The 25,319-nt window shown below is 70.1% G+C and carries 27 protein-coding genes and 5 pseudogenes; 14 read left to right on the forward strand and 18 right to left on the reverse strand.

Going from position 1 to position 25,319, the window contains the following annotated elements; all coding sequences use genetic code 11:
* Positions 1 to 5: 5 nt before the first annotated feature.
* The 10 genes from ACGFNK_RS38010 to ACGFNK_RS38055 all read right to left on the reverse strand — a co-directional run bounded on the left by ACGFNK_RS38010 (position 6) and on the right by ACGFNK_RS38055 (position 8,784).
* Positions 6 to 692: a hypothetical protein gene (locus tag ACGFNK_RS38010; protein WP_393423490.1), complete on the reverse strand. Its 687-nt coding sequence runs from the start codon at positions 690 to 692 to the stop codon at positions 6 to 8.
* Complete coding sequence (locus ACGFNK_RS38015) at positions 689 to 1,936, reverse strand: Acg family FMN-binding oxidoreductase (protein WP_393423492.1); 1,248 nt, start codon at positions 1,934 to 1,936, stop codon at positions 689 to 691. Before ACGFNK_RS38015 ends, ACGFNK_RS38010 begins: the two co-directional genes overlap by 4 nt.
* Before the next feature lie 205 nt (positions 1,937 to 2,141).
* Positions 2,142 to 2,411: a metal-sensitive transcriptional regulator gene (locus ACGFNK_RS38020; RefSeq protein ID WP_393423494.1), complete on the reverse strand. Its 270-nt coding sequence runs from the start codon at positions 2,409 to 2,411 to the stop codon at positions 2,142 to 2,144.
* A gap of 56 nt (positions 2,412 to 2,467) precedes the next feature.
* A complete protein-coding gene (locus ACGFNK_RS38025; protein WP_393423496.1) occupies positions 2,468 to 3,352 on the reverse strand; it encodes a sulfite exporter TauE/SafE family protein in 885 nt (294 codons plus the stop codon).
* Positions 3,349 to 3,942 (reverse strand): rhodanese-like domain-containing protein, encoded by a 594-nt coding sequence (locus ACGFNK_RS38030; RefSeq protein WP_393423498.1) that lies wholly within the window; start codon positions 3,940 to 3,942, stop codon positions 3,349 to 3,351. The genes ACGFNK_RS38025 and ACGFNK_RS38030 overlap by 4 nt, the downstream gene beginning before the upstream one ends.
* Before the next feature lie 120 nt (positions 3,943 to 4,062).
* Complete coding sequence (locus ACGFNK_RS38035) at positions 4,063 to 5,448, reverse strand: rhodanese-like domain-containing protein (protein WP_393423500.1); 1,386 nt, start codon at positions 5,446 to 5,448, stop codon at positions 4,063 to 4,065.
* 122 nt (positions 5,449 to 5,570) lie between these two features.
* Positions 5,571 to 6,785: an FAD-dependent oxidoreductase gene (locus ACGFNK_RS38040; RefSeq protein ID WP_393423502.1), complete on the reverse strand. Its 1,215-nt coding sequence runs from the start codon at positions 6,783 to 6,785 to the stop codon at positions 5,571 to 5,573.
* Between the two features lie 86 nt (positions 6,786 to 6,871).
* Positions 6,872 to 7,198, reverse strand: coding sequence for a rhodanese-like domain-containing protein (locus tag ACGFNK_RS38045; RefSeq protein ID WP_393423504.1), 327 nt, complete (start codon positions 7,196 to 7,198; stop codon positions 6,872 to 6,874).
* 12 nt (positions 7,199 to 7,210) lie between these two features.
* Entirely contained in the window at positions 7,211 to 8,194 is a 984-nt protein-coding gene (locus ACGFNK_RS38050; protein ID WP_393423594.1) for a TAXI family TRAP transporter solute-binding subunit, read from the reverse strand.
* On the reverse strand, positions 8,116 to 8,784 hold the full coding sequence (locus ACGFNK_RS38055; protein ID WP_393423506.1) for a transposase: 669 nt from the start codon (positions 8,782 to 8,784) through the stop codon (positions 8,116 to 8,118). Before ACGFNK_RS38055 ends, ACGFNK_RS38050 begins: the two co-directional genes overlap by 79 nt.
* A gap of 334 nt (positions 8,785 to 9,118) precedes the next feature.
* Between ACGFNK_RS38055 and ACGFNK_RS38060 the strand changes: the two genes are divergently transcribed.
* Positions 9,119 to 10,015 (forward strand): oxygenase MpaB family protein, encoded by an 897-nt coding sequence (locus tag ACGFNK_RS38060; protein WP_393423596.1) that lies wholly within the window; start codon positions 9,119 to 9,121, stop codon positions 10,013 to 10,015.
* A gap of 4 nt (positions 10,016 to 10,019) precedes the next feature.
* Here ACGFNK_RS38060 and ACGFNK_RS38065 read toward each other — a convergent pair.
* A pseudogene (locus ACGFNK_RS38065) lies at positions 10,020 to 10,151 on the reverse strand (SAM-dependent methyltransferase); the annotation flags it as partial.
* Between ACGFNK_RS38065 and ACGFNK_RS38070 the strand changes: the two are divergent.
* Positions 10,141 to 10,584 carry a hypothetical protein gene (locus ACGFNK_RS38070; protein WP_393423602.1) on the forward strand — a complete coding sequence of 148 codons (444 nt, stop codon included), beginning with the start codon at positions 10,141 to 10,143 and terminating at the stop codon, positions 10,582 to 10,584. The pseudogene ACGFNK_RS38065 and the gene ACGFNK_RS38070 overlap by 11 nt on opposite strands.
* A 350-nt stretch (positions 10,585 to 10,934) precedes the next feature.
* Here ACGFNK_RS38070 and ACGFNK_RS38075 read toward each other — a convergent pair whose 3' ends face one another.
* A complete protein-coding gene (locus ACGFNK_RS38075) occupies positions 10,935 to 11,414 on the reverse strand; it encodes a CBS domain-containing protein (RefSeq protein ID WP_393423509.1) in 480 nt (159 codons plus the stop codon).
* A 508-nt stretch (positions 11,415 to 11,922) separates the two neighbouring features.
* Between ACGFNK_RS38075 and ACGFNK_RS38080 the strand changes: the two genes are divergently transcribed.
* Entirely contained in the window at positions 11,923 to 12,225 is a 303-nt protein-coding gene (locus ACGFNK_RS38080) for a hypothetical protein (protein ID WP_393423511.1), read from the forward strand.
* An 89-nt stretch (positions 12,226 to 12,314) separates the two neighbouring features.
* Here the strand turns inward: ACGFNK_RS38080 and ACGFNK_RS38085 are convergent, their stop codons facing one another.
* Positions 12,315 to 14,579 (reverse strand): WD40/YVTN/BNR-like repeat-containing protein, encoded by a 2,265-nt coding sequence (locus ACGFNK_RS38085; protein ID WP_393423513.1) that lies wholly within the window; start codon positions 14,577 to 14,579, stop codon positions 12,315 to 12,317.
* A 303-nt stretch (positions 14,580 to 14,882) separates the two neighbouring features.
* Between ACGFNK_RS38085 and ACGFNK_RS38090 the strand changes: the two are divergent.
* Positions 14,883 to 15,347, forward strand: a pseudogene (locus ACGFNK_RS38090) (ferric reductase); the annotation flags it as partial.
* 240 nt (positions 15,348 to 15,587) lie between these two features.
* Here the strand turns inward: ACGFNK_RS38090 and ACGFNK_RS38095 are convergent.
* Positions 15,588 to 15,914, reverse strand: coding sequence for a hypothetical protein (locus ACGFNK_RS38095; protein WP_393423604.1), 327 nt, complete (start codon positions 15,912 to 15,914; stop codon positions 15,588 to 15,590).
* Between ACGFNK_RS38095 and ACGFNK_RS38100 the strand changes: the two genes are divergently transcribed.
* The 6 genes from ACGFNK_RS38100 to ACGFNK_RS38125 all read left to right on the forward strand — a co-directional run bounded on the left by ACGFNK_RS38100 (position 15,844) and on the right by ACGFNK_RS38125 (position 20,415).
* Complete coding sequence (locus ACGFNK_RS38100) at positions 15,844 to 16,041, forward strand: FMN-binding protein (protein ID WP_393423598.1); 198 nt, start codon at positions 15,844 to 15,846, stop codon at positions 16,039 to 16,041. The genes ACGFNK_RS38095 and ACGFNK_RS38100 overlap by 71 nt on opposite strands.
* A complete protein-coding gene (locus ACGFNK_RS38105; protein ID WP_393423515.1) occupies positions 16,034 to 16,207 on the forward strand; it encodes a DUF6185 family protein in 174 nt (57 codons plus the stop codon). Before ACGFNK_RS38100 ends, ACGFNK_RS38105 begins: the two co-directional genes overlap by 8 nt.
* A 649-nt stretch (positions 16,208 to 16,856) precedes the next feature.
* Positions 16,857 to 17,582 carry an FAD-dependent monooxygenase gene (locus ACGFNK_RS38110; protein ID WP_393423517.1) on the forward strand — a complete coding sequence of 242 codons (726 nt, stop codon included), beginning with the start codon at positions 16,857 to 16,859 and terminating at the stop codon, positions 17,580 to 17,582.
* Positions 17,492 to 17,713 carry a luciferase family protein gene (locus ACGFNK_RS38115; protein ID WP_393423600.1) on the forward strand — a complete coding sequence of 74 codons (222 nt, stop codon included), beginning with the start codon at positions 17,492 to 17,494 and terminating at the stop codon, positions 17,711 to 17,713. The genes ACGFNK_RS38110 and ACGFNK_RS38115 overlap by 91 nt, the downstream gene beginning before the upstream one ends.
* Positions 17,714 to 17,783: 70 nt before the next feature.
* Positions 17,784 to 18,551, forward strand: a complete 768-nt coding sequence (locus tag ACGFNK_RS38120; RefSeq protein ID WP_393423519.1) for an SDR family oxidoreductase — start codon at positions 17,784 to 17,786, stop codon at positions 18,549 to 18,551.
* A gap of 367 nt (positions 18,552 to 18,918) precedes the next feature.
* The gene (locus ACGFNK_RS38125; protein WP_393423521.1) at positions 18,919 to 20,415 is read left to right on the forward strand and encodes a vanadium-dependent haloperoxidase; all 1,497 of its coding nucleotides are present in this window, start codon (positions 18,919 to 18,921) and stop codon (positions 20,413 to 20,415) included.
* 14 nt (positions 20,416 to 20,429) lie between these two features.
* Here ACGFNK_RS38125 and ACGFNK_RS38130 read toward each other — a convergent pair whose 3' ends face one another.
* The 3 genes and pseudogenes from ACGFNK_RS38130 to ACGFNK_RS38140 form a co-directional block, all read right to left on the reverse strand.
* Positions 20,430 to 21,332, reverse strand: a complete 903-nt coding sequence (locus ACGFNK_RS38130) for a cytochrome c biogenesis CcdA family protein (RefSeq protein WP_393423523.1) — start codon at positions 21,330 to 21,332, stop codon at positions 20,430 to 20,432.
* A gap of 7 nt (positions 21,333 to 21,339) precedes the next feature.
* Complete coding sequence (locus tag ACGFNK_RS38135) at positions 21,340 to 21,909, reverse strand: redoxin domain-containing protein (protein WP_393423525.1); 570 nt, start codon at positions 21,907 to 21,909, stop codon at positions 21,340 to 21,342.
* Between the two features lie 196 nt (positions 21,910 to 22,105).
* Positions 22,106 to 22,213: pseudogene (locus ACGFNK_RS38140) on the reverse strand (hypothetical protein); the annotation flags it as partial.
* A gap of 204 nt (positions 22,214 to 22,417) precedes the next feature.
* On the opposite strand from ACGFNK_RS38140, the gene ACGFNK_RS38145 reads away from it, so the two are divergent.
* The 3 genes and pseudogenes from ACGFNK_RS38145 to ACGFNK_RS38155 all read left to right on the forward strand — a co-directional run bounded on the left by ACGFNK_RS38145 (position 22,418) and on the right by ACGFNK_RS38155 (position 24,173).
* Positions 22,418 to 22,609 (forward strand): hypothetical protein, encoded by a 192-nt coding sequence (locus ACGFNK_RS38145; RefSeq protein WP_393423527.1) that lies wholly within the window; start codon positions 22,418 to 22,420, stop codon positions 22,607 to 22,609.
* Between the two features lie 791 nt (positions 22,610 to 23,400).
* Positions 23,401 to 23,688: pseudogene (locus tag ACGFNK_RS38150) on the forward strand (IS5/IS1182 family transposase); the annotation flags it as partial.
* A gap of 104 nt (positions 23,689 to 23,792) precedes the next feature.
* Complete coding sequence (locus ACGFNK_RS38155; RefSeq protein ID WP_393423529.1) at positions 23,793 to 24,173, forward strand: hypothetical protein; 381 nt, start codon at positions 23,793 to 23,795, stop codon at positions 24,171 to 24,173.
* A gap of 137 nt (positions 24,174 to 24,310) precedes the next feature.
* Here ACGFNK_RS38155 and ACGFNK_RS38160 read toward each other — a convergent pair whose 3' ends face one another.
* Entirely contained in the window at positions 24,311 to 24,445 is a 135-nt protein-coding gene (locus ACGFNK_RS38160; RefSeq protein ID WP_393423531.1) for a hypothetical protein, read from the reverse strand.
* Between the two features lie 17 nt (positions 24,446 to 24,462).
* Between ACGFNK_RS38160 and ACGFNK_RS38165 the strand changes: the two are divergent.
* Positions 24,463 to 25,152: pseudogene (locus ACGFNK_RS38165) on the forward strand (ABC transporter ATP-binding protein).
* The last annotated feature ends 167 nt before the right edge of the window (positions 25,153 to 25,319 follow it).

Raw genomic sequence — 25,319 nt, forward strand, 5'->3', positions numbered from 1 at the left:
GCCATTCATCGGTCGGCTCGGCCGACGGCGACGGGCTGGCACCTGCGACGGATGGCCGCTGTACCGGCGGCGAGGGCCAGGGCGGCGGTGAGTGGGGTGATGACGGTCCACCAGGTGAGCGCGGCGAAGGGCAGGGCGCCGAGCAGCAGGGCTGTGGCCGCGAAGGGCACGGAGCGGACCGCGATCCAAGGCGCGGTTGCCACGGCGAGCCCGCCGAAGATTCCCATCCCCAGCAGGAGCGGTCGGTCGGCGGTCGCGGCGACGAGCATCAGACCGACCCCGAGGATGCCGGTGAGGACGGCCGGCCAGGCACGGCGTACGGCACGGGCCACGCCGACGGGTGAGGCGCTGATCTCACTGGCAGCAGCGGCCAGCAGCAACGCGCCGGGCAGCCACCACAGCCGCCCGACGGTGGAGAAACCCACCAGGCCCGCCACCAGCTCAGCGCCCGCGACCGCGGCCCGGACCCCGCCGCCCGGCGACCGGACCGCCCGCAGACGAATCAGGGCCGCGGTGAGGGCGAGGCCGGACAGGCCGATGGTCAGCAGGCCCAGCGGCACCGGGTCGGCCTTGCTCCCGGCCCAGGCGCCCAACTGTGTGCCGACGGCCGCCTGGACGATGCCGGCTACCGCGCCGAGCGCGCCGCCGAGCAGCCCCGACCATGCCGCGTACCGCTCCGACCGCGCGTTCACGAGATCACCTCGGACGCCGGCCGGCGCGGCGACAGCCGCCCGGAGCGGGTGGGACGGCCGAGCCGGAACGCGACCAACGCCTGCCGGCCGGAGCCTGCGGCAGGCTCGACGAGTGCGGCCAGGCGCGGGCCGAACTCCGGCTGCCGACCCAGACCGAGGTCGCGGTCGATGCGCTCGGTGATCTGGTTCATGTGCTGCATCGCCAGCCCGCGCGAGGTGACGGCGAGATGGATCCGTTGCAACAGCCGCCCGCCGGAGAGTTGCTGTGCCGGGTCGCGTGGGTCGGCCACCAGGAGTACGCCGTAGGCGGCGGCCGTCCTGGTGTGCACCGTGCGCGTCTGTTTCACCCAGAACGTGTCACCGGACGCGCGGGAGGTCGCGGGCAGCAGCTTGGCGACGGCGGTTGTCACGGAGTTCAGGCCCTGGCCGTCGAGGGTCAGGCCGTCCCGGTGGCGCTCGATCGCGTCCGCGTCCCCGCGAAACCACCGGAAGCCGTCCTCGGACTGAGCCTCGTCCGCGGTCACCATCCGCGCGGCGTCGACCATCAGCCCCCCCATCTCCCGCCTGGCCCGGCTGGTGGTGAGCCAGACCGGTGTGACGGGCCCTGAGTCGTCGGCGAGGGCGGCCAGTTCGGCGAGGAAGCCGTCCGGCAGGGACTCCTTGGCGTACGGGCCGCGGTTGGTGTGGCGCTCGCCGATCGCGTCGTACAGTGCCGAGTGCTGGACCGGGCCGACGGCCAGCTCGACCCGGGCGACCAGCCTCGGCTCGGGCGCATCGGGCAGCAGGTCGACCCGGGGTTCGTATCCGCGGGCCCGGGCGGCCAGAACGAGGTTCTCCAGCGCGCAGCCCAGACCCACCCGCATTTCGCGGCCGTACGGATCGGTGGCGGCCGTCCGCCGCGCAGGGGCGGCCAGCAGGTCGATCCAGGTGTCGCCGATCCGGAAGATCCATGGCTGGGTGTTGTGCGGGCTGGCGGCGAGTACCGCCGCGGCCACCATGCCGCGTGTGCCGGGTTCGTCGCGCCAGTGCCGCCAGGCGTCGAAGGCCGTCCCGTCCGTCGGGCCGAGCAGCCGGTTGTCGTACGCCCGGTAGGAGACGGCCCCTGTGCCGGCCACCGCGATCGTGAGCACGCCCATGCCGGTTCCCTTGAGCAGTCCGCGTCTGGAGACCTCACGTTCCCGCGTCTCGTCGGCTGGATCTCCCCGGGGGACGGCGGTGTGAGTGCTGTGGATGCTGCGCGTCATGTGGCCCTCCCCAGTGGCGCGGGATCCTTCACCGCCGAACGGAATCCACGTCGGCGTACTCACACTCGCCGCCACGGGACCCCGGCAACAGGGCCAGGCGGGCCACCGAAAGGGCCATCAGGTTCCACCCGCGCCAGCCGGCGTGTGGGCATCCGGGCGGCGGGCATGCACAGGGGTCCAGCGTGCTCGACTGTGAATGCTCGGTTCAGGCCAGGGCCAGGAACAGCTTCTCCAGTTCGGCCTCGGTCATCGGCGGGGCGAATCCGTCCTGCTGTTCGGCGAGGCACTGCCGCATGCCGCCGGCCACGATCTTGAACCCGGCCCGGTCGAGTGCCCGGGAGACCGCCGCGAGCTGGGTAACGACGTCTTTGCGGTCGCGTCCGGATTCGATCATGGCGATGACTCCGGCCAGCTGGCCCTGTGCTCGATGGAGACGGTTGAGTATGTCGGTCGTCGCTGCTTCTTCTGCATTCACGGACGCCTCCTCGGAGTCGGCCATCCCTCTTCATATACCCGCAGGGGTATATGAGACTATGGCCTGGTGGGCATGCTCGGTCCCGGGTCGGGCGCCCGCCGGGAGCGGCCGCGGAGGTACTGGCCGAGCAGGAGCGCCGTGGTGGTCGCCGCGAGGGTCCAGGTGCCCGGGTGTGTCAGCACGGTGACGCGGATCTCGGGGCTGATCTGTTGGCCCAGGACGAAGACGCCCATGGTGACCACGAACCAGCCGAATGCCTTGCGCAGCGCGTCCTGCGGGATGCGTCCGGCGAGACGGCCGCCGACGAGTCCGCCGACGACGGCGGCCGCGGTGACGAGCCCCGCGAGCCCCCAGTCGATGTGGATGCTGGAGAGGTAGCCGGCCAGCCCGGCGAAGGACTTCATGGAGATCACCAGGAGCGAGGTGCCGACGGCGACGCTCATCGGGAGCCCGCCGAGCAGCGCGAGGGCGGGCACGACGAGGAAGCCTCCGCCCGCGCCGACCAGCCCGGTGACCAGACCCACGACGACCCCGTCCAGCAGGACGTGCCCGACGGGGAGTTCGTGGCGGACTTTCTCGGGCACCCGCCTGCGGCCGCGGATCATGGCGATCGCCGTCGCGACCATCGTCAGCCCGAAGGCGATCAGCAGGACCGTGCCGGACACGAACTCCGCCAGCCGCCCTCCGCCGTACGCTCCGGCCATGCCGGCCAGGCCGAACAGCAGCCCGGTGCGCCACCGGACGCGTCCGGCACGGGCGTGCGAGACGACGCCGGCGGCGCTGGTGACGCCGACGACGAACAGGGAGGTGGCGATGGCCTGCTTGGCCTCCATGCCGGCCAGGTAGACCAGGATGGGTACGGTGAGGATGGATCCGCCGCCGCCCAGGATGCCGAGGCTGACGCCGATCAGCAGGGACGCGGCGACGATGACGGTGATCATGAGTGGGCCCCCAACGCGCTGATGACGGACTGCAGGTCGGTGCGGGGGCCGCGGTTGTAGGGAAGCTTGGACAGCAGCATGCCCATGGCGCAGGTGTTGGTGAGCGCGGCGACGGTCAGCCCAGCGCCGACCGCGGTGCCGATGAGGTGGAGGCCGGGCACGAGGAGGGCCGCCAGCCCGGACAGCAGGACGATGCCTCCCGCGACCAGCCGTACCTGGCGTTCCAGGTCCCAGCGGGCCGGGCCGTGGTTGAGCGGGCCACCGGCCGCCTCCCAGGCGAGGACACCGCCTTCGAGGACGCGCAGGTTGGGCAGCCCGGCCTCGGCCAGAGCCTGCTCGGCCTGGGAGGCACGCCCGCCGGAGCGGCAGATCAGGACGACGTCCTCGTCCAGGTGGCGCAGGAGTTCGGCGCGGTGTTCCCGCAGGGTGTCGAGGGGGACGTTGTAGGAGCCGGGTATGTGGGCGGTGCGGAACTCACCGGGGGTACGTACGTCGAGGAGCCGGGGCCCGGCGCCGCTCTCGGTGATCTCGTGCAGGGCGGCCGGGTCGAGTCGGAGGGTGGGGCGGGGGCTGGTGGCGTCGGCGGTCACGAAATCTCCTACAGGGGGCGGGCGGAGTCGCCGGAACAGGGGACTTGAGGAATGAGGGGTGCGCGGTGCCGGGCGGTGGTGGCCGTGGAGGTGGCCGTTACCGCCCGGCGGGAGGGGGGTTCAGGCGCTGGCCGGTGCGGGCTCGGTCAGCCAGGCGCCGTAGCCGCCGAGGAGGTCGGAGACGTCGTCGAGGCCGGCGAGACGGAGCAGGCTGGCGGCGATGGAGGAGCGGTGGCCGCCCGCACAGTGCACGACCAGGGGTCGGCCGGCGGGGATCTCGTCGAGACGGCGGGGCAGTTCGGCGAGCGGGATGTGCGCGGACCCCTCGATGAAGCCCTCCTCGCGTTCGGCGGTGTTGCGGACGTCGAGGACGAGTGGAGGCTGCTCGCCGTCGAGTGCCCGGCGGAGCTGATGGGCGGTCAGGCGGCTTGCCTGCCGCATTTCGTCGGCCATGGACGGGAAGGCGCCTTCGGGCTCGCGCAGGTAGCCGCCGACGCGGTCGAAGCCGATCCGGGCGAGCCGGGTGACGATCTCCTCCTCGCGGTCCTGCGGTGCGATGACGGCGACCTCCTGGTCGGGGGCGACGACCGTTCCGGCCTGCTCGGCGAACCGCCCGTCGGCGGGCACGTTCACGGAGCCGTGCAGATGGCCGGTGGCGAACTCCTGTGGGTCGCGGGCGTCCAGGACCAGCGCGCCGGCGGCTCGGCGGTCGAGGAACTCGGCGGCGGACAGCGGCTGTTGGGTGAGGGCCGCGTCGAACAGGCCGTGGTCCTTGCGGTTGAGGATGGCGTCGTAGACGAAGTAGCCGGGTGCGGACGGCTGTCCGGCGGTGACGAGGGCGACGAACTCCTGCTCGCTCATGGGCACGCAGGCGTAGTTGGTGGCGCGCTGCTGTCCGATGGTCGACTGGCGTTCGGTGGAGAGGTTCTTGCCGCAGGAGGATCCGGCGCCGTGGGCGGGGAAGACGCGGACCGGGTCGGGCAGGGCCATGAGCTTGTGCTGGATGCTGTCGTAGAGCATGTGGCCGAGTTCGGCGGCGGTGACGCCGAGGGAGGCCAGCAGGTCGGGGCGGCCGACGTCGCCGATGAACAGCGCGTCGCCGGTCAGAACGCCGTACGGGACATCGTCGGCCGCGTGCTCGTAGACCAGGACGCTGATGGACTCCGGGGTGTGGCCGGGGGTTTCCAGGATCTCCAGGGTGACGTCGCCGAGGCTGATGCGCTCGCCGTCGGTGAGCTTGCGGATCGGGTACTCCGTCTCGGCGCGGTGTCCGTAGCCGATCCAGGCGCCGGTGCGGGCGGCGAGTTCGAGGTGGCCGGCGAGGAAGTCGGCGTGGAAGTGGGTGTTGATGACGGCTTCGATGATGAAGCCGTGGGCCTCGGCGTCGGCGAGGTACTCCGAGACGTCGCGGCGCGGGTCGACGACGACGGCCTTGCCGGTGGACTCGTCGGCGATCAGGTAGGACGCCTGGGAGAGGCAGTCGAGGTAGTACTGGGTGAAGAACACGGGTGGCCTCCGTAGCGGATGGATGGGCTAATACCCCTGGGGGTATTGAAATGGTCAGGGTTGGCCCCTGTGCGGGGTGGTGAGGTGACCGGCCCGGGTCGGGGGAGTCCCGGGCCGGTCGGTCAGATGCGGCCGGTGAGCATGCCGTGCCAGTAGAGCGGCGGCAGGCCGTACCGCTTGAACAGCCACATGCCGCGGCGTTCCTTGAAGGTGTCGATCAGCGGGAAGCTCGGGGTGGGCCGCAGGTCGTAGTCGAACTCGGCGAGCAGCATCTTGTCGCGGGCGGTCACCAGCGGGCAGGAGGTGTAGCCGTCGTAGTGGCGGGTGGGCTCGGCGCCCTTCATGACGGCGAGCAGGTTGGCGGCGACCGCCGGGGCCTGCTTGCGGACGGCCGCGCCCGTCTTGGAAGTCGGCAGGTTCGCCACGTCGCCGAGCGCGAACACCTCGGAGTGACGGGGGTGTTGGAGGGTGTGCTTGTCGACCGCGATGAATCCCTGCGGGCTCGCGGGGTCGGCGAGCGGGCCGGTCTTGACCCAGTCCGGGGCGCTCTGCGGCGGCACGGCGTGCAGGAGGTCGTAGGCGAGAGTCTCCTTGGTTCCGGTGGTGTGATCGGTGACGGTCAGTTCGCGGGCGTCGCCGTCGACGGCGGTCATCTCTGAGCGCAGCCGCACCTCGATGCCGTACCGGGACGCGACTTTCTGCAGTACCTCGGACCAGGCCGGCACCTTGAAAAGGGCGGGGTCGGGGATCACGAGGATGATCCGGATGCGGTCCAGGACCTTCTGCTTGCGCCAGTGGTCGGCGGCCAGGTAGGCGATCTTCTGCGGTGCGCCGCCGCACTTGAGCGGGGTGGCCGGGTGGGTGAAGACGGCGGTGCCCGAGCGCATGCCGCGGATCAGGTCCCAGGTGCGTGGGGCGTACTCGGGTGCGTAGTTGCTGGTGACGCGGTCATGGCCGATGGCCTCAGCGAGGCCGGGCACGCCGTTCCAGTCGAGTTGCAGGCCGGGCGCCATGACGAGGTGGTCGTAGGCGAGCCTGCGGCCGTCGCCGAGGGTGATGGCCCGCAGGCCCGGGTCGACGGCTCGGGCTGCTTGCCGGATCCAGTGCACTCCGTCCGGGATGACGGACGCCTCGGGGCGGCGGGTGGCGCGCAGCGGGGCCTGGCCGCCGCCGACCAAAGTCCACAGCGGCTGGTACCAGTGGGTGTCGGACGGTTCTATCAGGGCGATGCCGGTGACACCGGCGCGGCGCAGCCGGGCCGCGACGCTGATCCCGGCGCTGCCGCCGCCGACGATGACGACGTGGCGGTGTGTGAGGGGTGAGGGTACGGAGGCCAAGAGAGGACTCCCATCGGATGTGGATGCGGATGCAGTGCCCGGTGGACCGGGCCGGGGCCAGGGACGGCCAAAAGGTGCGGCCCCGGTCAGGCCGCTGTGGCGTGGGGTCCGGTCACCAGCGGGCGGCCGGTTCGGGCCCAGCCGCTGGTGCCGCTCGCCACGGAGTACGCGTCGATGCCGGCCCCGCTCATCCGGTCGGCGGCGGTCAGGCTGCGGTTGCCGCTGGCGCAGATCACATACACCGGTCGGCCGGCGGGAAGTTCGCCGATCCGGCCCGCCAGCTTGCTGAGCGGCATCAGCCGCGCGCCGGGTACATGGCCGGCCAGGTATTCGCCCGGCTCCCGGACGTCGACGACGACCCCGCCGGCGGCCAGAGCCGCGGAGAGTGCTTCCAGATCCACTTCGCGAGCCATCTTCGGAGCCTCCTAAAATACCCGGAGGGGTATTAATGACAGCGAGGGTAGGACGCCCACCGAAGCGCTGTCAAATACCCCCTGGGGTATTTTGCCTCCCGGGTAAGGACACCGGTCGGGAGGGATCATCGGACGAGCCACGATTCGAAGGCGGCCTGGTGCATCCAGCGGGACGGGGGTGACGAGTTCGGCGAAGTCGAGTTCGACCTCGGCCGCGTTCACCTTCTCCAGGTCGCTCTTCTTCTCGTAGACCAGGTTGACGATCTCGGCGGCGAGATCCGGGTCGAAGCCCTTCTTCACCAGCAGCACGTTGGGTACCACGATCGTGGGTACGTCCTTGGACTGGCCGTATACGGACTGGGGGATGGAGCCCGTCTGGTAGACGTCGCCGTATTCCTTGTTGAGGGCGGGCAGCTGCGGTGTCACGTCCAGGAAGCGGACCTCCTTCTTGAGGCTGGTGGTGAGGTCCGTGATGCCGCCGCTGGGCAGGCCGCCGGACCAGAACAGCGCGTCGATCGTGCCGTCCTTCATGGCGTCCACGGTCTCCGGGAGGCCGAGACGGTCGGTCGAGACGTCCTTGGCGGGGTCCAGCCCTGCGGCCTTCAGTAGCCGGTTGGCGATCACTTCCGTGCCGGAGCCGGGGGCCCCGGTGGAGACCCGCTTGCCCTTCATGTCCTTCAGGGAGTCGATGCCCGCGTCGGACCGGACCAGCACCTGGGTGTAGTTCGGGTACAGCCGGCTCAGCGCCTCGATGTCCTGGGGAGAGGAGAACGACTCCTTGCCCTCGATGGCGTCGCCGGCGGTGTCCAGCAGGGAGAAGGCGAGGTCGTAGGTGCCGGCTCCGAGACCCTGGATGTTCTGCACGGACGCGCCTGTGGTGGTGGCGGTGGCCCGGTAGCCGTCGAGGTTGTCGGAGATCAGCTTCGCGAGTCCGCCGCCGATCTGGAGTTCTCCATGCGTGCGGCGATCTCTGCCATCCGCTTGTCCAGCGCGCAGATCTCCGTGACCAGGTCGTGGGCAAGGTCTTTGCGGACCTTTTCGACATCGCCGGCGGGGCGGACCGTGCGCAGCAGCGCGGCGGCCTGGTCCGCCGACAGCTGAGGCGGAGCCCCGCCGGGCAGCAGATCACGCAGCACCGCGTGCAGTTGGTTGACGGTGCGGACCCGGGCCTGGGCGAGGCTGACGCGTCGTTCGTCGAGCAGGGCCAGGGCCGTAGTGTGGCCGTCCACGTCCACCTCGCGCCCGTCTCCGTGGATGTGGGCCGTGGCCGCGGCGGCAGCGTCGATCCGGTCGTTCTTGCGGCCGCCGCCACGGGTGAGTTGACGGACGCGGCTGGTCGCCGAGGCGGGTACATCGATGACGCTCTCGCCGCGGGCGAGGAGCCGTAGAGCCAGGTGGCGGCCGAGCCCGTTGGCGTTCTCCACCACCCACCTGCGATGGGGCCACCGGCGGCCCCAGGTCAAGAGCCGCCGATACTCAGCCAGGCTCGCCTCGATCCTCAGTGAGCCCGCCTGCTGATTCGAGACAGGGTCGACGGCGGTAGCGGGGTGAGTGGACTTGTGCGGGTCAACACCGAGCAATATCACGGGAGTTCCTCACGGCCGGACAACAGGACGTCCACGGCCGACACGCCGACTTCCGGAACCGCTGCCGGGACACGCCTCTGTTGAGTCAGACCGTGGCCGGACGCCGGGCCGGCGGCACACCCCGAGCGGGCCAGCCCCGAAGGGCGGCAGGAACGTCACGAGCCATCCAACCCAGCGTCCTGCGGAACGCTACGAGCGGCCAACCCGACCGCGCTCCGCTCCAGCCAATACAAGTCGGGAACCTCATCCTCCTGCGTGGCTGCTCTGGCTGGCCGCCCATCTCCTCCTTCTCAACGTAGAGTTGGAGCCCCGGCGGCAGAAGGGGGACGGCGTGGTGAAGCGCTTCGAACGTCTGGAACATATCCGACGGATGGACCCGTGCAAGGACGCCTCGGAGATCTACCGGCTCGCGTCGGCGTACGAGTTTCCGTGGGACTTCACCCGGTCCCTTGAGCTCGCCCTGTACCGAACGTACGCCGTACCCAGCATCGGGCGGCTGCTCGCCGAGACGGCCGAGCTCACCGACCGGACACAGAAGCGGTACGACGACACGTCCCTGCTCCTCGACGCCGTCGTCGAGCACGGCTTCGACAGCGAACAGGGCCGTACGGCGATCCGCCGCATCAACCAGATGCACCGCAGCTACGACATCAGCAACGACGACATGCGGTACGTGCTCTGCACGTTCGTCGTGATGCCCAAAAGGTGGATCGACGCCTATGGCTGGCGAAGGCTGTCGCGCCACGAAACCGTGGCCAGCGCCGTCCACTACCGTGCGCTGGGCCAACACATGGGCATCAAGGACATCCCTGAGAACTACGAGGAGTTCGAGCACTGTCTCGACACCTATGAGGCAGCCCATTTTGCCTGGGACGAGGACGCGCGGCGGGTCTCCGACGCCACGCTCGCCCTGATGGCCTCCTGGTATCCGCGCCCGCTGCACCCCCTGCTGCGCACCGCGACGCTGGCCCTGCTCGACGAACCGCTGCTGCGGGCCTTCCGCTATTCCCCGCCGAGCGCCGCCACGAGCGCGTTCATCCGCCGCGCGGTACGGCTGCGCGGACGCGCCGTCCGCCTGATGCCGCCACGGCGCGCCCCGCACTACGCGCGGCAGAACTGGGAGATCAAGGGCTATCCGAACGGCTACCGGCTGGAGGAACTGGGCACCCGCCCGGTCGGCGGCGTACGCGGCTGCCCCGTCCGGCACGGGGAGCGGCCCGTCGCCGACTGAGCTGTCAGTCCACACGGACAGCCAGCGCCAGGAACCGCGCGTCCGCGTGGACGTACGACGCCAAACAGCGGCCCAAAACGGTCGGCAGCGGTCGGACGTTGGGCTCTGCCCGCAGGTCGTCCGGGATGGACGGCCGTGTGGACGCCCTCAAATTTCCCGATCGCTGTGTCCGGCTCGGCGATGCCGTCGACAACCTCGACCGGCACAGGCGCCTGGCCGGCGGCGGCGCGGGCGAAGCTTCGCAGGTGCGGCTCCGGTTCCACGCCCAGGACGCGGGTGACGGTGGCCGGGTAGTGCGGGAAGTTGAGCCCGTCGCCGGCACCGACCTCGATCACCTCGCCGGTGAGCCGGGCGAGCAGGGCTTGGTGGTGTTCGGCCATGCCGCCCCGCTCCATGGCCTTGCCCATCAGCGGATAGAGCCGCGCGAAGAGCGGATGATGCACGCAGGTGCCGCGTCCCGTGCCGGTCACCACCGCACCGGAAGCTCGGCCAGCCCGCCGGTGAGGGTTCGCGCCGCATGGTCAACTCCTCCACGGCGACGGCAAGTCGCAACGTCGGCAGCCGTGTGACGAGTTGGGTGAACACCACCTGCAGTTCGATGCGGGCCAGAGGTGCGCCGAGGCAGTAACGGGCGCCGTGCCCGAAGGTGAAATGGAAACGGGCTACGGGGAGGTGCGGCGATGCCGCGCAGAGAGCGACCGCTGGATTCGGGGGACGGCCTGTTACTGGTGTCCGCCGCGGGCCTGCGGCAGATGCGGCAGAAGGCGGGTAGTCCGCCCTACCGGAAGCTGGCGGAGCAGGCGCACTATTCGATCTCGACTTTGTCCTCCGCGGCTGCCGACGCCGGCGTACGTACGCGCCTGGGTCGTGCGCCGGCGCCTCCCAAGCGGCAAGCCAAGAAAACGCAGAGTCACACCCCTCATGGCACGGAAGTTGGTGGATACCACTCACCACGATGCCGACGACGGTGATCGGCACGGGGTTGATGCTGCTGCCATGAGACGCCGTGGTGGTCGCACAGCCCTCGGCGGCGAGGGTGGGCGTCCACGGCGACGACGCCGTCGACGCCGTCGACGCCCTGGCAGAGGCCCAGGATCACCGGGACGAGACGCGGTTCTGGGACGTGTCCCCGAAGGGTGACGTCTCCGTCACGGACGTCGACCGCGACGGAGCCCTCGTCCAGGCCGAGGATGCGCCCCAGGACGTCCTGCTCGACCTCGCCGCGGATCTCGATGTCGGAGCGGATGAAGGTGTCGAGCAGGTCGATGCGGCTGACGATGCCGGTGAGGAGCCCGTCGTCGCCGACCACCGGCAGTTGTTTGACGTGCCGCCTGCGGAGTTCCCGCGCGGCCCGGGGGATCGTCCAGTCGGTGCGGGCGGTGAAGACGGGGCTGCTCATGAGTGTGCCCGCGGTCCGGGCCCGGGCCTTGTCCCAGGCTCGTCGTTCCCGTCCTGTCCCTGCGGATCGGGCATGTCGGTCTCGTGCCGCAGCACGTCGGACGCGGGGGCGCCATCGCTTCTCGTCGTACGCCCTGATCTCCCGCATCGAACACGTCAGTCCGGGCCGATCACGGCTGCGCGCCGAAACCCGAGCTGTCTTTCCCGGCCTGCCGGCGGCCTCTACCGGCGACTCCTCATGGGGATGGGCGGGCACGCGCTGGGCATGCGGCGCCTGTTCGCGGCAATCCGCCGTCGGTCCGAGTAACGCCTGGTCGGCGCCTGGCCCGGTGGCCCGACCGAGGAACCCGAACGGCGCCTCCCTCCCATGCTGTTCGGCCCCTTCCGAAGGGCCTGACGGCCCATGTGCGCGGTCGTCGCCCCGGACACCATGGGCGTATGACGCTTTCCTGCGTCATACCAGTCCACGGAACGCCCTGTCACGAACTTGTCCGGAGGGAGGCGGCCCCGTGTCCGTTCACGACGAACTGGCCATCGCCCGGCACGCTCTCATCGACCTCGTCCGATCAGTGGGTCGGCTGCAGACCCGCCTCGGGGACGTGTTGGACGTCCGCCGGGTACAGGAGGACGCCGACCGCTTGAGGGAGGACCTGGACCTGTTGCGGGAGGGCTCGGCGGCGAAGGAGCCGACGCCGGGTCCCACGCAGTCCGAGATCGTGCTCATCCCGCAAACGCCGTACGACCTCTCGATGTGGGTCGGCTGCGACGACGAAGGCATCGGCTCGGGCCACGGTCCCGAACTGCGGCGGTAAGCCCGTCCCGCCGGGGGCGTCCCGCTCGCTGGTGGCGGGCCTCCGGGCGTCCGCTCATCTGGTCTCGGGACGCCCGGAGGGAATTCGGGTCAGGGAGCGGTCAGTTCGTAGAAGCCCCGGCCGAACGTCGCGGCCACCAAGCGGTGGTGCCCCGCGTCGTACTCGATGTCGTCGACCGGCACCTGCGGCATGCCGCGGCCGAGGCGCAGCCAGAGGCCGCCGCCCGTGACGCTGGTGAACACGCCCTGGTCGGTGGCGAGGTACAGCAGGCCGCCCCGCGCGACGGCCAGGTCGTTGACGGGGGCAGCGGGGAGGTTGCCCGAAAGGTTCCGCCAGTGCCTGCCGCCGTCGGTGCTGCCGTACACATGGGGGAGCGGGGAGCCGGAGCGGTAGCCGGAGTGCGTGGTCCAGACCCGCTCGGGGTTCTTCGGGTCGACGACCACGCGGGTCACCCAGGGCCGCCCTTCGGCCAGCTTCGTCCAGGTCGCCCCGAGATCCTTGGTGACCCAGACACGGCCGTCGTCCGTGCCCACGTATACCGTGCGTCCGTCGCCCGCCGGGGCGATCGAGGTGATGGTGCCGAAGTTGGTGTAGAGGGGGTCGGGGCCCGGGCCGCCGCTCAGGTCCGGGCTGATGGGCTGCCAGGTCACGCCGCCGTCCGTGGAGCGGTTGAGCACTTCGGAGCCGTAATAGAGGACCTTCGGGTCGCGGGGGTCGAAGACCACCGGGGTGAACCAGTTGCGGCGCAGATAGGCGGTCGCGTCGGCGAAGTACGTGAGCGTGTCGCCGCCGTCGGTGGAGCGGAAGCAGTTGCCGTACTGGTAGCAGGCGAAGACGTTGTCCACGTCGGTGGGGTTGATCAGGTTCTCCTCGCCGTCGCCGCCGAGGTATTCGTTGAACGTCTCCCCGCCCCAGGAGCGCAGCGAGCCGTTGTCCTGCGCGCCGCCCGAGATCCTGGAGACGTCCTGCGGGCTGATCGCCGCGCTGTAGAGCTGGGTGTACGGCTGGTGGCGGGACTTGACCCAGCCGCCGTCGCCGCCGGAGTCGGAGCGGTAGACGCCGCCGTCGTTGCCGAGGTAGACGCGGCCGGGGCGGCGCGGGTCCCACACCATGGCGTGGTGGTCGACGTGCATGCTCGTGTCGTCGGCGCTCCAGGTGTCGCCGCCGTCCTTCGTGGTCAGCAGGGCGACCCCGGCCACATGCACGTGCTCGGTGTCCCGGGGGTCGATCCACACCTTGCCGAACCACCAGCCGAAGGTGGACTGCGAGTCGGTGAGGGCCTGGTTGGCGGGGGTGCGGTTCCAGCTGTTGCCGCCGTCGGTGGAGGCGTAGAAGCCCTCGAAGGAACCGTTGGACTTGTTGACGATCGCATAGAGCCGGTCGCCCGCGACGCCGAGACCGATGCGTCCCACGTCGGGACCCTGGGCGGGCAGGCCCCCGCCGAGCCGCTGCCAGCTCTCGCCGCCGTCCGTGCTGCGGAAGACACCGGAGCCCACACCGCCGTACGTCCGCAGGTCGGGGCGGCGGCGGTGGTCCCACAGCACGGCGTAGAGCCGGTCGCCGTCGACGACGATCTCGGTGGCGCCGGTGAACTCGTTGGCGCCCTCGAGGATCCGCTCCCAGGTGGCGCCGCCGTCCTCCGAGCGGTACACGCCCCGGTCGCCGCCGCCGTTGTACAGCGAACCGGCCGCGGCGACGTAGATGCGGCGGGGGTTCGCGGGGTCGATGGTGATGGCGCTGATCGCTCCGGAGTCGCGCAGGCCGAGCGGCTTCCAGTGGGCGCCGCCGTCGGTGCTGCGGTACAGCCCCGTCCCCTCGTACGTGATGCTTCCGCCGCCGGGGTTGGGTTCACCGGTTCCGACGTACAAGGTGCCGTCCGGCGCGGTGGCGACCGCGCCCATGGCCTGGGTCCAGCTGTCGGGCCACACCGAGTGGAACGTCGCTCCGGCATCGGTGCTGCGCCAGAGCCCGCCGCTGGCGGCCGCCGCGTACAGGGTGTCGACGCGCTGGGGGTCGAGCGCGAGGGAGACCACGCGCCCGCCGATGTTGGTGGGCCCGACGGCCTTCCAACGTCCGCCGGCGGTGGGCAGTTTGCGCGCCTGTGCCGCGGCGAGGTCGTGGGCGTGGCGCGGAATTGACTCTCCCGGCAGGGTCTTCTGGAGGTAGCGGTACTCGGCCGGGGCGGCCGGTCCACGGACCGGCCGGTACACGTCGGGCGGTGTGGGCGGCGTGGTGGCGGCCGGCGCCGCGGCCGCCGGAACGGCAGCGTCCTGGGGAGCAGCGTCCTGTGGAGCAGCGAGTAACGCGGCACTGGTGACCGCGGTGAGAACCAGCGAAAGCAGACCTCTGCCCATGAAATCCCTTCCTTCGTCATGACCACTTCAAACTGTGATGACGTTACGAGAGAGGGGTGTTGAGCAGAAGGGCGCGAGTCGGCCGGGCCACAGGAGGGGAGGACCAACCCGAGTGGATCTCCTTGGGCCGCCGCAGCGGGTGCCGCCGCCATCGCTTGCCCGACGATTTTCAGCCAACCGGCCGGTGTATGGTGCCGTGGCACAAGGCAAGCAGAGGGAAGTACGGCCTTGACGACGATCCAGCACGTGGTGGCGGAACACCCCCGCCGTCGCCGCGACCACCGCCGACCGGCTGGTGAACGCGGCGGGCACAGCGCGGCGCCGGCCGGGCTGCGGCCGGGCACCCGCGTGTGGGCGGAGGGCCCGTACGGGGCGATGACGGCCGCCCGCCACAGCCGCGGCAAGGTGCTGCTGTTCGCCGGCGGAGCGGGAATCACGCCGCTCCGGGCGCTGTTCGAGACGCTGCCCGCCGCGCCCGGACACCTGACGCTGCTCTACCGGGCCGGTACGGCAGAGGAATTGGCTCTGCGGGAGGAGTTGGAGGCCATCGCGGACGAGCGCGGGGCCCAGCTGGTGTACGCGGTCAACAGCCCGGACGGTGGACGGCCAGCGATCGCCGTGAAGACGTTGCGCAAGATCCTGCCGGACATCGACCGTCACGACGTGTACCTGTGCGGCCCGCCGGGACTGGCCGAGGAGTCGTACGCCGCACTCCGCAAGGCAGGCGTCCCCGTCCGTCGTATCCACCACGAGTCCTTCGAGTTCTGAGCGTGGCTCCGGTTCTGGGCCCGGTTCCCGAACCCCGGCCCGTGACGTCTCAGACGTCCGGTGCGCTGTGTGTCCCATGAGGAAGAAGCATCCGTTCCGTCATGCCGTGCTGGCCGCCTCGGCCACCGCCTCCGGCATCGTGCTGCTGCTCGCGCTCAAGCCGACGACGGACCCGGCGCTCGCGAGAGGCGGCACCACCCCCACGGCCCAGGTCAAGACGGACGCCTCTGCGTCCTCGTCTCAGTCCTCTTCCCACTCCCCGTCCGCTTCGGCCTCGTCGTCGAAGACGCCCGAGAAGAAGCGTGCCCCTTCCTCTGCCTCTGCCTCCCCGAGTGCGTCGGCGTCGCGCTCCGTGCCGGCCACGCCCGCGAAGACCAGCAGTGCCTCCGCCCCGAGGACCACGTCGGCCGCGCCCACCACCCGTACCGTCACCGGGGCCACGGCCCAGACGAAGTACGGCCCGGTCCAGGTACGGATCACGCTCAGCGGCGACAGGATCACCAGGGCGAGCCCCGTCCAGTCACCCTCCTCGCCGCCGAGGAGCGAGGAGATCTCCTCCACTGCCATCCTCAAGCTCAACCAGGAGACACTGGAGGCGCAGAGCGCGGACATCGACACGGTGTCCGGTGCCACGTACACGAGCGAGGGCTACAAGCAGTCCCTGCAGAGCGCCCTCGACCAGGCCGGTGTCTGAGGAGCTGAGGGCCAGCCGTCTCGGGCTATTGTTTTCGATCTGTCAGATGCGATATTTCTCGCTGCAGACGGCCTATCTGATCGCCCAACTCCTAGCCATGATCACACTCTGGCGATTCTTCACCGACGATGGCGGCCCGCCTCCCGACAAGCTCGGCAAGCAATGACCACACCAGCTTGGCGGAAGGCTCAAGGCTTGACCGAGCGACAGCCTCCATCAGAACCGGAGGGGATCAGCAGCCGCCGCCTGGCGGTCCGACAGGCCTCCACGAGCTGCAGCACCGACACGATCGCTAACTCAACGGTCGAGCGTGGGTGCGCGGCATGAGTGGCGGCGCGGGCACGTTCCCGCTGCGGAGCGAGTGGGTTGTTCGCTGGCGCCTCCCAAGCGGGAGCCGAGAAGACGCAGAGTCATGTCCCTCAAGGGGGGAAGTTGGTGGATAGTCACGGACGCGGTTGAGGCGGCTCCGGGCATGGACCTGTACGGGTACCTGGTGGAGCAGATGTCGCCCAAGCAAGAGGACTTTGGCGCTTCAAATGGCATGTCAGTTGAAGGGAGGCTGGGTCGCGGTGCGTTCCGGGCTCGGCGGGCGGCGGCTGAACCCGTGTCGTGACGTAACGCCAGAACGCCGAACCCCGGCCCGACGGGCCGGGTGGCGGGGTTCGCCGGGCGGGGCGGCCACGTGGCGCGCGATGCAGCCAGCTTGGCGGCTGGCTGTCGGTGGGCGCGGGCGGGACCGGGATCGGGATCGTGCGACGGCGAGGCTTGGCCGCAGGTTCGAGTCCTGGGGCGATGAACGCCTCCTCGCTGTCCGGGTGGACGTGCACGTTGAACGTCTGTCCGGGCTGCTGCACACCGCAGTGCAGGCACAGCCGAGGGCTGCCGGTGCCGGGCCAGAAGACGAAGTTCATGACCGCGCCCTCGCCCTCGGTGGGTTCTCGGCACCCAGGGCCGAGGGCCCGCCCATCCTCGGCGTCCCCCAGTCGGCACTGGAGGAGACCTTCGCAGCACGGGCCCAGGAGGCCGGTGCCGTCGTCCTGCGGGACAACACGGTCTGCGAAGTGCGGTCGTCGGAGCGGTCGGTACGGGTCACCGCCCTCACCGGCGACGGGACCCGCACCTTCGACGCGGACTACGTGGTCGGCTGTGACGGTGCCCGCAGTGTGGTCCGGACGCAGGCCGGGTTCCCGGTCACCGAGACACCGGCGACCTTCAGCGGTCTGATCGGCAGCGTCCGGCTGGCCGAACCGGCGGCTGTCCCGGACGGCTGGACGCGCGGCGAGGGCGGCTGGACGCTGATCAACGTCAATCCGTACGGGCACAGCCGGGTCCTCACGCATGACTTCTCCCGGCCGCTGTCCTCGCGGCGGGCCGCTCAGCGAGCGCATGCGCTGCCAGAGTTCCTCCTGCAGCGGAGTGGGAGTTCGGGACCGGCCAGGACGACGCATTCATCCGCAACAGCCGGGAGTTCGCCCACCAGCATCCGCCCCAGGACGGGAGCGTGCACCTCACCCTTCCCGAGGACACCAAGAAGCTGGTGACCGAGGCCGGTTGGGGCATCCCGCACCCCATCCAGAACACCGAGCTGGTCTTCGGACCGCGCGACCGCGACGAGATCGAGCTGGTCTGGCAGATCCTCCTCGCCTCCTACGACTACGCCCGGGGCCGCTGAGTCACAGGACCGGCCCCTCTCCCGGGACCTCCCGGGTACCTACCGACACGCATTTCAAGGAGTTCAACCGATGACGGTGAAGACAGCTGTGGTGACCGGCGCGAGCAAGGGCATCGGGCTCGCGGTGACCCGCGCTCTGGAAGAGGACGGCTTCAAGGTCGTCGGCGCGGCGCGCACCATTACCCCCGAGCTGAAGGAGGCCGCGTCCCTGACCGTCTCCGTCGACCTGTCCACGCCCGAGGGACCGGCCGAACTCATCAGGCAGGCCCAGGAGGGCGTGGGCGCCATCGACGTCCTCGTCAACAACGTCGGCGCCTTTTCGCCGAGGACCAGCGGCTTCGCCGCGATCGACGACGCGGAGTGGCAGAGCACGTTCGAGCTGAACTTCTTCGGCGTCGTACGCACCGTTCGCGCCGCGCTGCCGCAGCTGATCAAGCGTCAGGGCGCCATTGTCAACGTCTCGTCCGCCCGTGCGCGCGGCCCCCAGCCGCCGACCGTGGACTACGGCGCCGCGAAGGCCGCTCTGACCAACTTCAGCAAGGCCCTGTCCATGGAACTCGGCCCGAAGGGCGTCCGGGTGAACACCGTCTCCCCCCGCCCGACCCGCACCCCGGCCTGGCTCGACTCCGACGGCTTCGGTGCCGGCCTGGCGGCCGCCTCGGGCAAGAGCCTCGACGAGTTCCTCGAGGGCTTCCCGGCCGCCGCTGGCCTGACCACCGGCCGGCTCACCGAGCCGGAGGAGGTCGCCGAGGTCGTCCGCATGCTCGCGAACGGACGGACCCGCGCCCTCAACGGCGCCGACCTGGTTGTCGACGGCGGACAGCTCAAGACCGTCTGACGCCCCATGAGCCTGGCCCACCCAGGCCACGCTCAGCCGTGTCCGGGCAGGCCTGGCGCGGAGGTGTGTGGCCGTACGTCCAAGACGACGGTACGGCTGCGGGCCCCAGGGCCGGGTCTCCGCCCTGGGGCGGCGCACCCGGTTCGGTCTGGGACTGAGAACTCCCGACAGACGGGCGCGACCGCTTCGACGTCTCCTGCGGCCGTCAACGCCCGTGCCCGGTCTGATGTGGAGGCGGAGGTTCACGCTACATATGTGCAAATTCTCGCGATTGCTCGTTTCCTCGCAACAGTCCTATGTGCCCGGGCGTCTCATGGGAAAGGAGAGCCATTCCATGCACAACTCACGGGGAACACGGGGGATTCGTATGAGTGACCGTCGTTTTGCCGCGCGCGACGCGCGGATCCGGGCCGCCGAGGCCGAGTTCCAGCGCCACGTACCGGTCCACACCGCCAACGGGGAGGAGACGGACCACCCGTTCGTCGCCAACTACTCCAAAGCATTACCGCACAACAAGTACGGAGAGGTCGACCCGACTGCTTACAACCTCTTGCGCCGGGCGCTGGCCACCGGCGCTTACGAGGACTTCGAGCGGATCCCGCTCGGAGACACCCGCAAGCTGGTCAACCCGCAGGCCGGACTGGCCTTCGACCCGCAGGGCCCGGACGCTCAGGCGTTGTCCGTACCGCCTGCGCCGCGTATCGACAGCGCGCAGAACTCGGCCGAGGCGGTCGAGCTGTACTGGATGGCGCTGTGCCGTGACGTGCTGTTCACCCGGTTCGGCGACAGCGAACTGGTCGCCGAGGCCGCCACCGAACTGAGCGGTCTTGAGGACTTCCGGGCACCCAAGCAGAACGGCCTGGTCACCCCGCAGACGATCTTCCGCGGCGACACCCGCGGCGACCTGGTCGGGCCGTATCTCTCGCAGTTCCTGCTCAAGGACATCCCGTACGGCACGCTGCTGATCCCGCAGCGGCAGGACACCCTGGTCCGCCCGGTCGACCACCTGACCACCTGGGACGACTGGCTGGAGGTGCAGAACGGCTCCGAACCCGAGCCGGACGAGCGGGACTTCGCCACCCGTCGGTACATCCAGACCCCGCGCGACCTGGCGCACTATGTGCACTTCGACGCGCTGTACGAGGCGTACCTCAACGCCGCCCTCATCCTGTTGGGCCTGAACGCGCCGGCGGATCCGGGCAACCCGTACAACTTCTCCCGCAACCAGGTCGGTTTCGGGACGTACGGCGGCCCGCACATCCTCTCGCTCGTCACCGAGGTGGCCACCCGCGCCCTGAAGGCGGTGTGGTTCCAGAAGTGGTACGTGCACCGGCGGCTGCGGCCGGAGGAGTTCGGCGGCCGGGTCCACCAGCAGCTGCGCGGGCAGCGTGAGTACCCCATCGACGGCGGGGTGCTGGACTCCGTCGCCGTCAAGCGGGTCTTCGAGAAGTACGGCAGTTACCTGCTGCCGCAGGCGTTCCCCGAGGGCAGCCCGACCCATCCCTCGTACGGCTCCGGACACGCCACGGTGGCGGGAGCGTGCGTGACCATTCTCAAGGCGTGGTTCGACGAATCGCACATCCTGCCCGGCCCGGTGGTGCCCAGCACAGATGGCACCGCCCTGGAGCCGTACACCGGTCCGGACGCCGGGACGCTCACCGTCGGCGGCGAGCTGAACAAGGTCGCCGCGAATATCGCCACCGGCCGCAACATGGCGGGTGTGCACTGGCGCACCGACTACACCGAGGCGGTCCGGCTGGGCGAGGAGGTCGCCATCGGGGTCCTGCGCGAGGCCAAGGAGTCGACCCTGGAGGACGCGGTCTTCACCCTCAGCCGCTTCGACGGCACGACCATGGCCGTCTGACCTCTCGGAGCGATTCAGGGCGTCCCGTCGACCGTCGGCCGGACGCCGGTGTCCGTGCCGGATGACTGGCGGGCCCCTCGGGCCCGCCGGAAACGGATGAGCGCCAAGGCTGTGATGAGCAGGGTCGCGAAGACGAGAGCGATGCCCGCGGGGCCGGAGCCGTCCAGCGTCTCGGCGATGCAGCGCTGGACGGCTCCGGCCCCGTCGATCACAGGGTCCTGGGTGGTGGGGTCGCGCTGGACGCGGATTTCGTACCAGCCGTAGTACGCGACGTACGCGCCCACGCAGAGGATTAGTGCGCCGCCGAGCCGGGGTGCGATGGCGCCGACGCGGCGCAGGCGGGGAACGGCGGTGGTGCGGGTGAGGGCGACGGTCAGCGAGGCGGCGCCGACGATCAGGCCCATGCCGCCGGCGTACGCGGCGAACAGGGCGATGCCCTCGCCGGTCGAGCCGCTGCGGAAGGCGGAGACGACGATGGCCAGGAACGGGGCGATGGTGCAGCCCAGAGAGGCGGTCGCGTACGCCATGCCGAACAGCGCCATTGAGGGGAGCGAACGGGTCACGGCCGGGGCGCGGCGCAGTTTCGGGGCCAGGGTGGGCAGTTGCCGCCCGGCCAGCAGCCAGATGCCAACCGCCGCCATGAGCAGTCCGAAGGCGATGGTGAACCAGGGCAAATGCTCCTGCACCTGCCCCGCGACGGGCTGGACGGCCAGGCCGAACACGCCAAAGAGTGCGGCGAATCCGGCGGTCATCGCGGCGGTGGCGGTCAGCGCCCGGCTGACGGCGAGGGTGCGGCTGGGGGAGTCGTCGCCGAGGACGAGCAGCGACAGGTAGGCGGGCAGCAGGGCGAAGCCGCACGGATTGACGGCAGCGAGCATGCCCGCGCTGAGCGCGAGAGCGAGCGGCAGGTCGGACATGGCGGGTTCAGCCGGTGAGTCCGGCGACCTTCTCGGCCAGGCCCTCGCCGCCGGGCAGCACGCCCTCGTAGACGGTCTTGCCGTCCTTGTCGAGGATGACGTAGTGGCTCTGCTCGGTGACCTCGAACCGTTTCCATACCTCGCCCGCCTCGTCGGAGAGGTGGGGGAAGGAGCCGGTGCCGGTCTGGGAGACGAAGTCCTTCATGGCGGCGTTCTTGTCGAGGCCGGCGACGCCGAGAACGTGGGCCTTGTCCTGGTATTCGGTGGCGACCTTGGCGGTCTCGCTGGCCTGGGCGCGGCACTTGGGGCACCACGGGGCCCAGAACCACAGCACGGTGGGCTTGCCCGCCAGCGTGGCCGCGTCGAACGGCTTGCCGTCCACGGTCGTGCCGGTGAACCGCAGCGCCTCGGGGACCGCCGCGGTGCCGGCCCCTGCCTGCGCCGGCGCGGAGGAGCCGGAGGTCGTGGGGCTGTTCTCCGCGGCGCCGCTGGAGGTGGCGGACTTCTCCGTGCCGCAGCCGACAAGGGTGAGCGCGGTGATGGCCAGCAGGCCGGGGAGGATAAGGCGGGCACGCATGAGAAGGACTGCTCCTGGTGGTCGGGGTTGGCTGAACTGTAGGGCGGGCGGCGCGCGGTGGGGTCCAGGGCGGGTGCTTACAGTTCGGTGACGTCAGCCCGCGTGGTCGGCGAGCCGCTCTGGCTCGGGCATGGTTGCGGCCCCGCGCGAGGCGGATCAGATGCTGGTCGGCGAAATCGCGCAGCACCTTGGTGCACGCTTCACGGGAGGTGCCGGCCAGGGCGGCGATCTGCTGATGGGTGAGCGCGATCTGCGGGCTGCGGGCCCCGGGCACTCTGGGGCGGGTCTCGGCCGCGAGGGTCATCAGGGCCTTCACATCTGGGAGGAGCTCTCCACGAAGGACGCGGCGGGGGTTCTCGGCTGCACCCGGGCCGCCTACGCCATGCGCCTGACCCGGGCCAGGCGCCGGCTGGCCGGTCTGCTCGGCACCTCGGCACCTCGGCCGCTCGGCCGCTCGGCCGCGGCCTCGCCCGCCCTCGCCCCGACCCACTGACAGGAGACCCCTCACATGAATAACGACGACCTGCTTTCCCGCAACGCCGACATCCGCGGCGACGTGGCCTCCATGGTCATCACAAGGTCAGGCGACGCGGCTTACTGCCTGGCCGGTTCGGACAGCAAGGGGGTCGCCATGGGTGTTTCCCCGGTGGGCGCCCGCCTCGCCGCGCAGCGCCAGTGGCTAGCCGCAAGGGGATCCTGAAGGCGAAGATGTCCGTGCCCCCGCACCGACCCCGGCGTCGCAACGACACTGTTGGCGAATTCAATCCGTCGCGTTGTGCGTAGCACTGCCGTGCGGCTCTTCCGAATGAACTTTGCCGCCGGGGTGGGGCGCGGGCCTGAGACGGCCTTACTCACTGAGTGCATGACAAGCCCAGGAAGGCTCGCAACGTGGTCATCTTGTTCTCGTTCAGCGGTGCGGCGAACGTGTCGTCATAAGCCCAGGAGGGCTCGCAACACGACGTCGGCGGGCAACTCGCCCTTGTAGCAGCGGGTCGTCATAAGCCCAGGAAGGCTCGCAACATCTCGTCCCCGAACCAAGGTCGGGGTAGCACCCCCGTTGTCACGGGGGCCGTGGTCGTCATAAGTCTCAGCGGTGTCCGCTCAGCTCCTACGGCGCGACGGCCGCATCTGGCCGACTCCCATGAGGATGAGTCCGGAGAATATGAGGGCATTCGTACCAAAGAAACGGAACTCCCAGGACGGGCTTGGCACGAAGTGGAAGTAGAACAGCCCCCTGTATCGCACAGGGCGCGCCCATCAGCAGAACTCCGAGCCCGTATATCCGGCGGCGGGTGACACGACGGCGCTCCCAGGGCAGCGTCCAGCCGGTGCGTATCGAGGCCGTCCCCAGGGCGATTGCCAGCAAGCCCAGGAACATGCCACTTCCAACGACCCATTCCATGGGCCCCTCCCCATCGCCTGAGCTCGCCCGCACCTCGCGAACTCGCCCCGCCGATCATCCAGGGTGATCAAGATCATTACCAGGCTTCCCGCCGCTGGGTCGTCGAGAAGGCTTGGCGTGGATGATGCACGCCCGTCGGCACGGGAGGGACTACGAACGGCTCGTCCAGCACTCGGAAACCTTGATCACGTGGGCCGCGATCACCCTGATGACCCGCCGTCCCGCCCGGGGCAAGAAGAGCTTGGCCCAACTGCTGATCACACCACCCGCGCTCGCGAAAGCGGCCTGACTGGAGTGCGCCAAGACTGGGCCCTCCGCACCGAACTGCCACGGAGAGCCCAGCGAGGCCTTGTCCCGACCTCACACCGGCCGGGTGACCATCCCCGGACCGCCTACTCGGCTTTTCCCTACCCAGCGGAAGGGCAGCAGGCGAAGCTTCCGGGTCGGCGACCGATGCGCGTGCCGCTGCTATCGTCCGCGCATGAGACACCCCGCTGCCGCCGTCCTCATAGCAGTTCTTGTGGCGCTCGCAGCGTGTGTTCCCGCGGAAGGCGGGTCAACTTCGACTCCCTACCCGCATACCGTCGCCGGTATCGATGTCGACTCCCTGAGCGAGGCGGAGGTCTTCTACCTGGACGACGTCCTGGAGAAGGCTCCGGACACGAACGCTGGCCAGAAGTGGAAGGCGAGTGCCATCTCGGCAGATCGGGGCGGCCTGGACATGCTCATCGACGGCGACCGGTTGGACTTCTGTAAAGGCTCCTCACGACACGACAAAGAATACTTTGTTGCGCAAATCGGGCAGGATGAAGGTGCTTTTGCGTTTCTGCGTCAGGAAGCCGCCCGCAAGCGCTTGTGTTGACTGAATGTATTTCGGCCCAAGCTGTCGCTTCAATGAACGAGTAATGCCGTGCATGGTCCATGCTTCGAGCCCGATCGCTGACGGACGCGGCATAACGAGAGCCGTGCGTCAGACGTAATCGCAGCCGCTGGGGATGATCACTTGGAGCCGTACCAGTTCCTCGATGTTGAGGTTCGGACCATGTCGGCCGCGACCGAGATGGCAACCAGCACGGCGTAGGGGTCGGGGACGAACGCGAGGGCGGCGGTGGTGAGGCCGCCGAGCGCGATCAAGATCGTGGTGCGAGTGGTTGCCTCTGTGCGGCGCCGGATACGACCGGCGCGCCCCGTGGCCCGGGACGTCTCACTGACCGTCACGTCCGGTGCGGCGTCGGCCTGCTCGGCCGCAGCGACTGTGGCAAATCCACCCTCGCCCGCGTCACGGCCCCGCTGCACCGCCCCGACTCCGGAACCCTGCTGCTCGACGGCGAGCCCGTGTGGCGCTGGCGCCACCACGCCACGCGCGAGCTGCGCACCGCTTTCGGCGTCGTCTTTCAGCAACCCGGCTCTCCGCGGACCCCCGGCTGCCGCTTACCGACCTGATCGCCGAACCACTGTGCGCCACCGACCGTAGGGAGGAAATACCCGCACGCGTCGCCGAACTGGCATCAGCCGTCGGCCTGAGCCCCGACCTGCTGGGCAGACGCCCTCACCAAGTCAACGATGGTCAACTCCAACGCGCCTGCCTGGCCGGCGCCCTCGTGCTGCGCCCCCGCTCGCTGATCTGCGACGAGATGACCGCCATGCTCGACGCTTCCACCACCGCCGCCCTGGTCACCGTCGTCGAGGACTACCGCACGGCCACCGAGGCGGGCCTGCTCGTAGTCGGTCACGACCGCACCCCCTTGGAGCGCTGGTGCGACCGCACGGTCCACCCGGACGGCCGTCGCCACACGTGTCTGTCCGGACAGCCCATGGAGAAGGGCGTATCCGTGCCATGACTGGCACCACCGGGTCACCGCCCGTCCTCGCGCGGGTGCTGATAGCCAGCGCGGCCACACGGAGATGCCTGCAGGGTCGCCCAGCGTCTGCGGGGCCTGTCCCCAGCGAAGGTTCGCCCCGGACGGCGGGGGACGAACCACCTGATCTTGATGCCTGGTTGCGATGT

The organism is Streptomyces sp. NPDC048825 (assembly GCF_043198355.1).
In the GTDB taxonomy this organism is placed as follows: domain Bacteria; phylum Actinomycetota; class Actinomycetes; order Streptomycetales; family Streptomycetaceae; genus Streptomyces; species Streptomyces xiangluensis.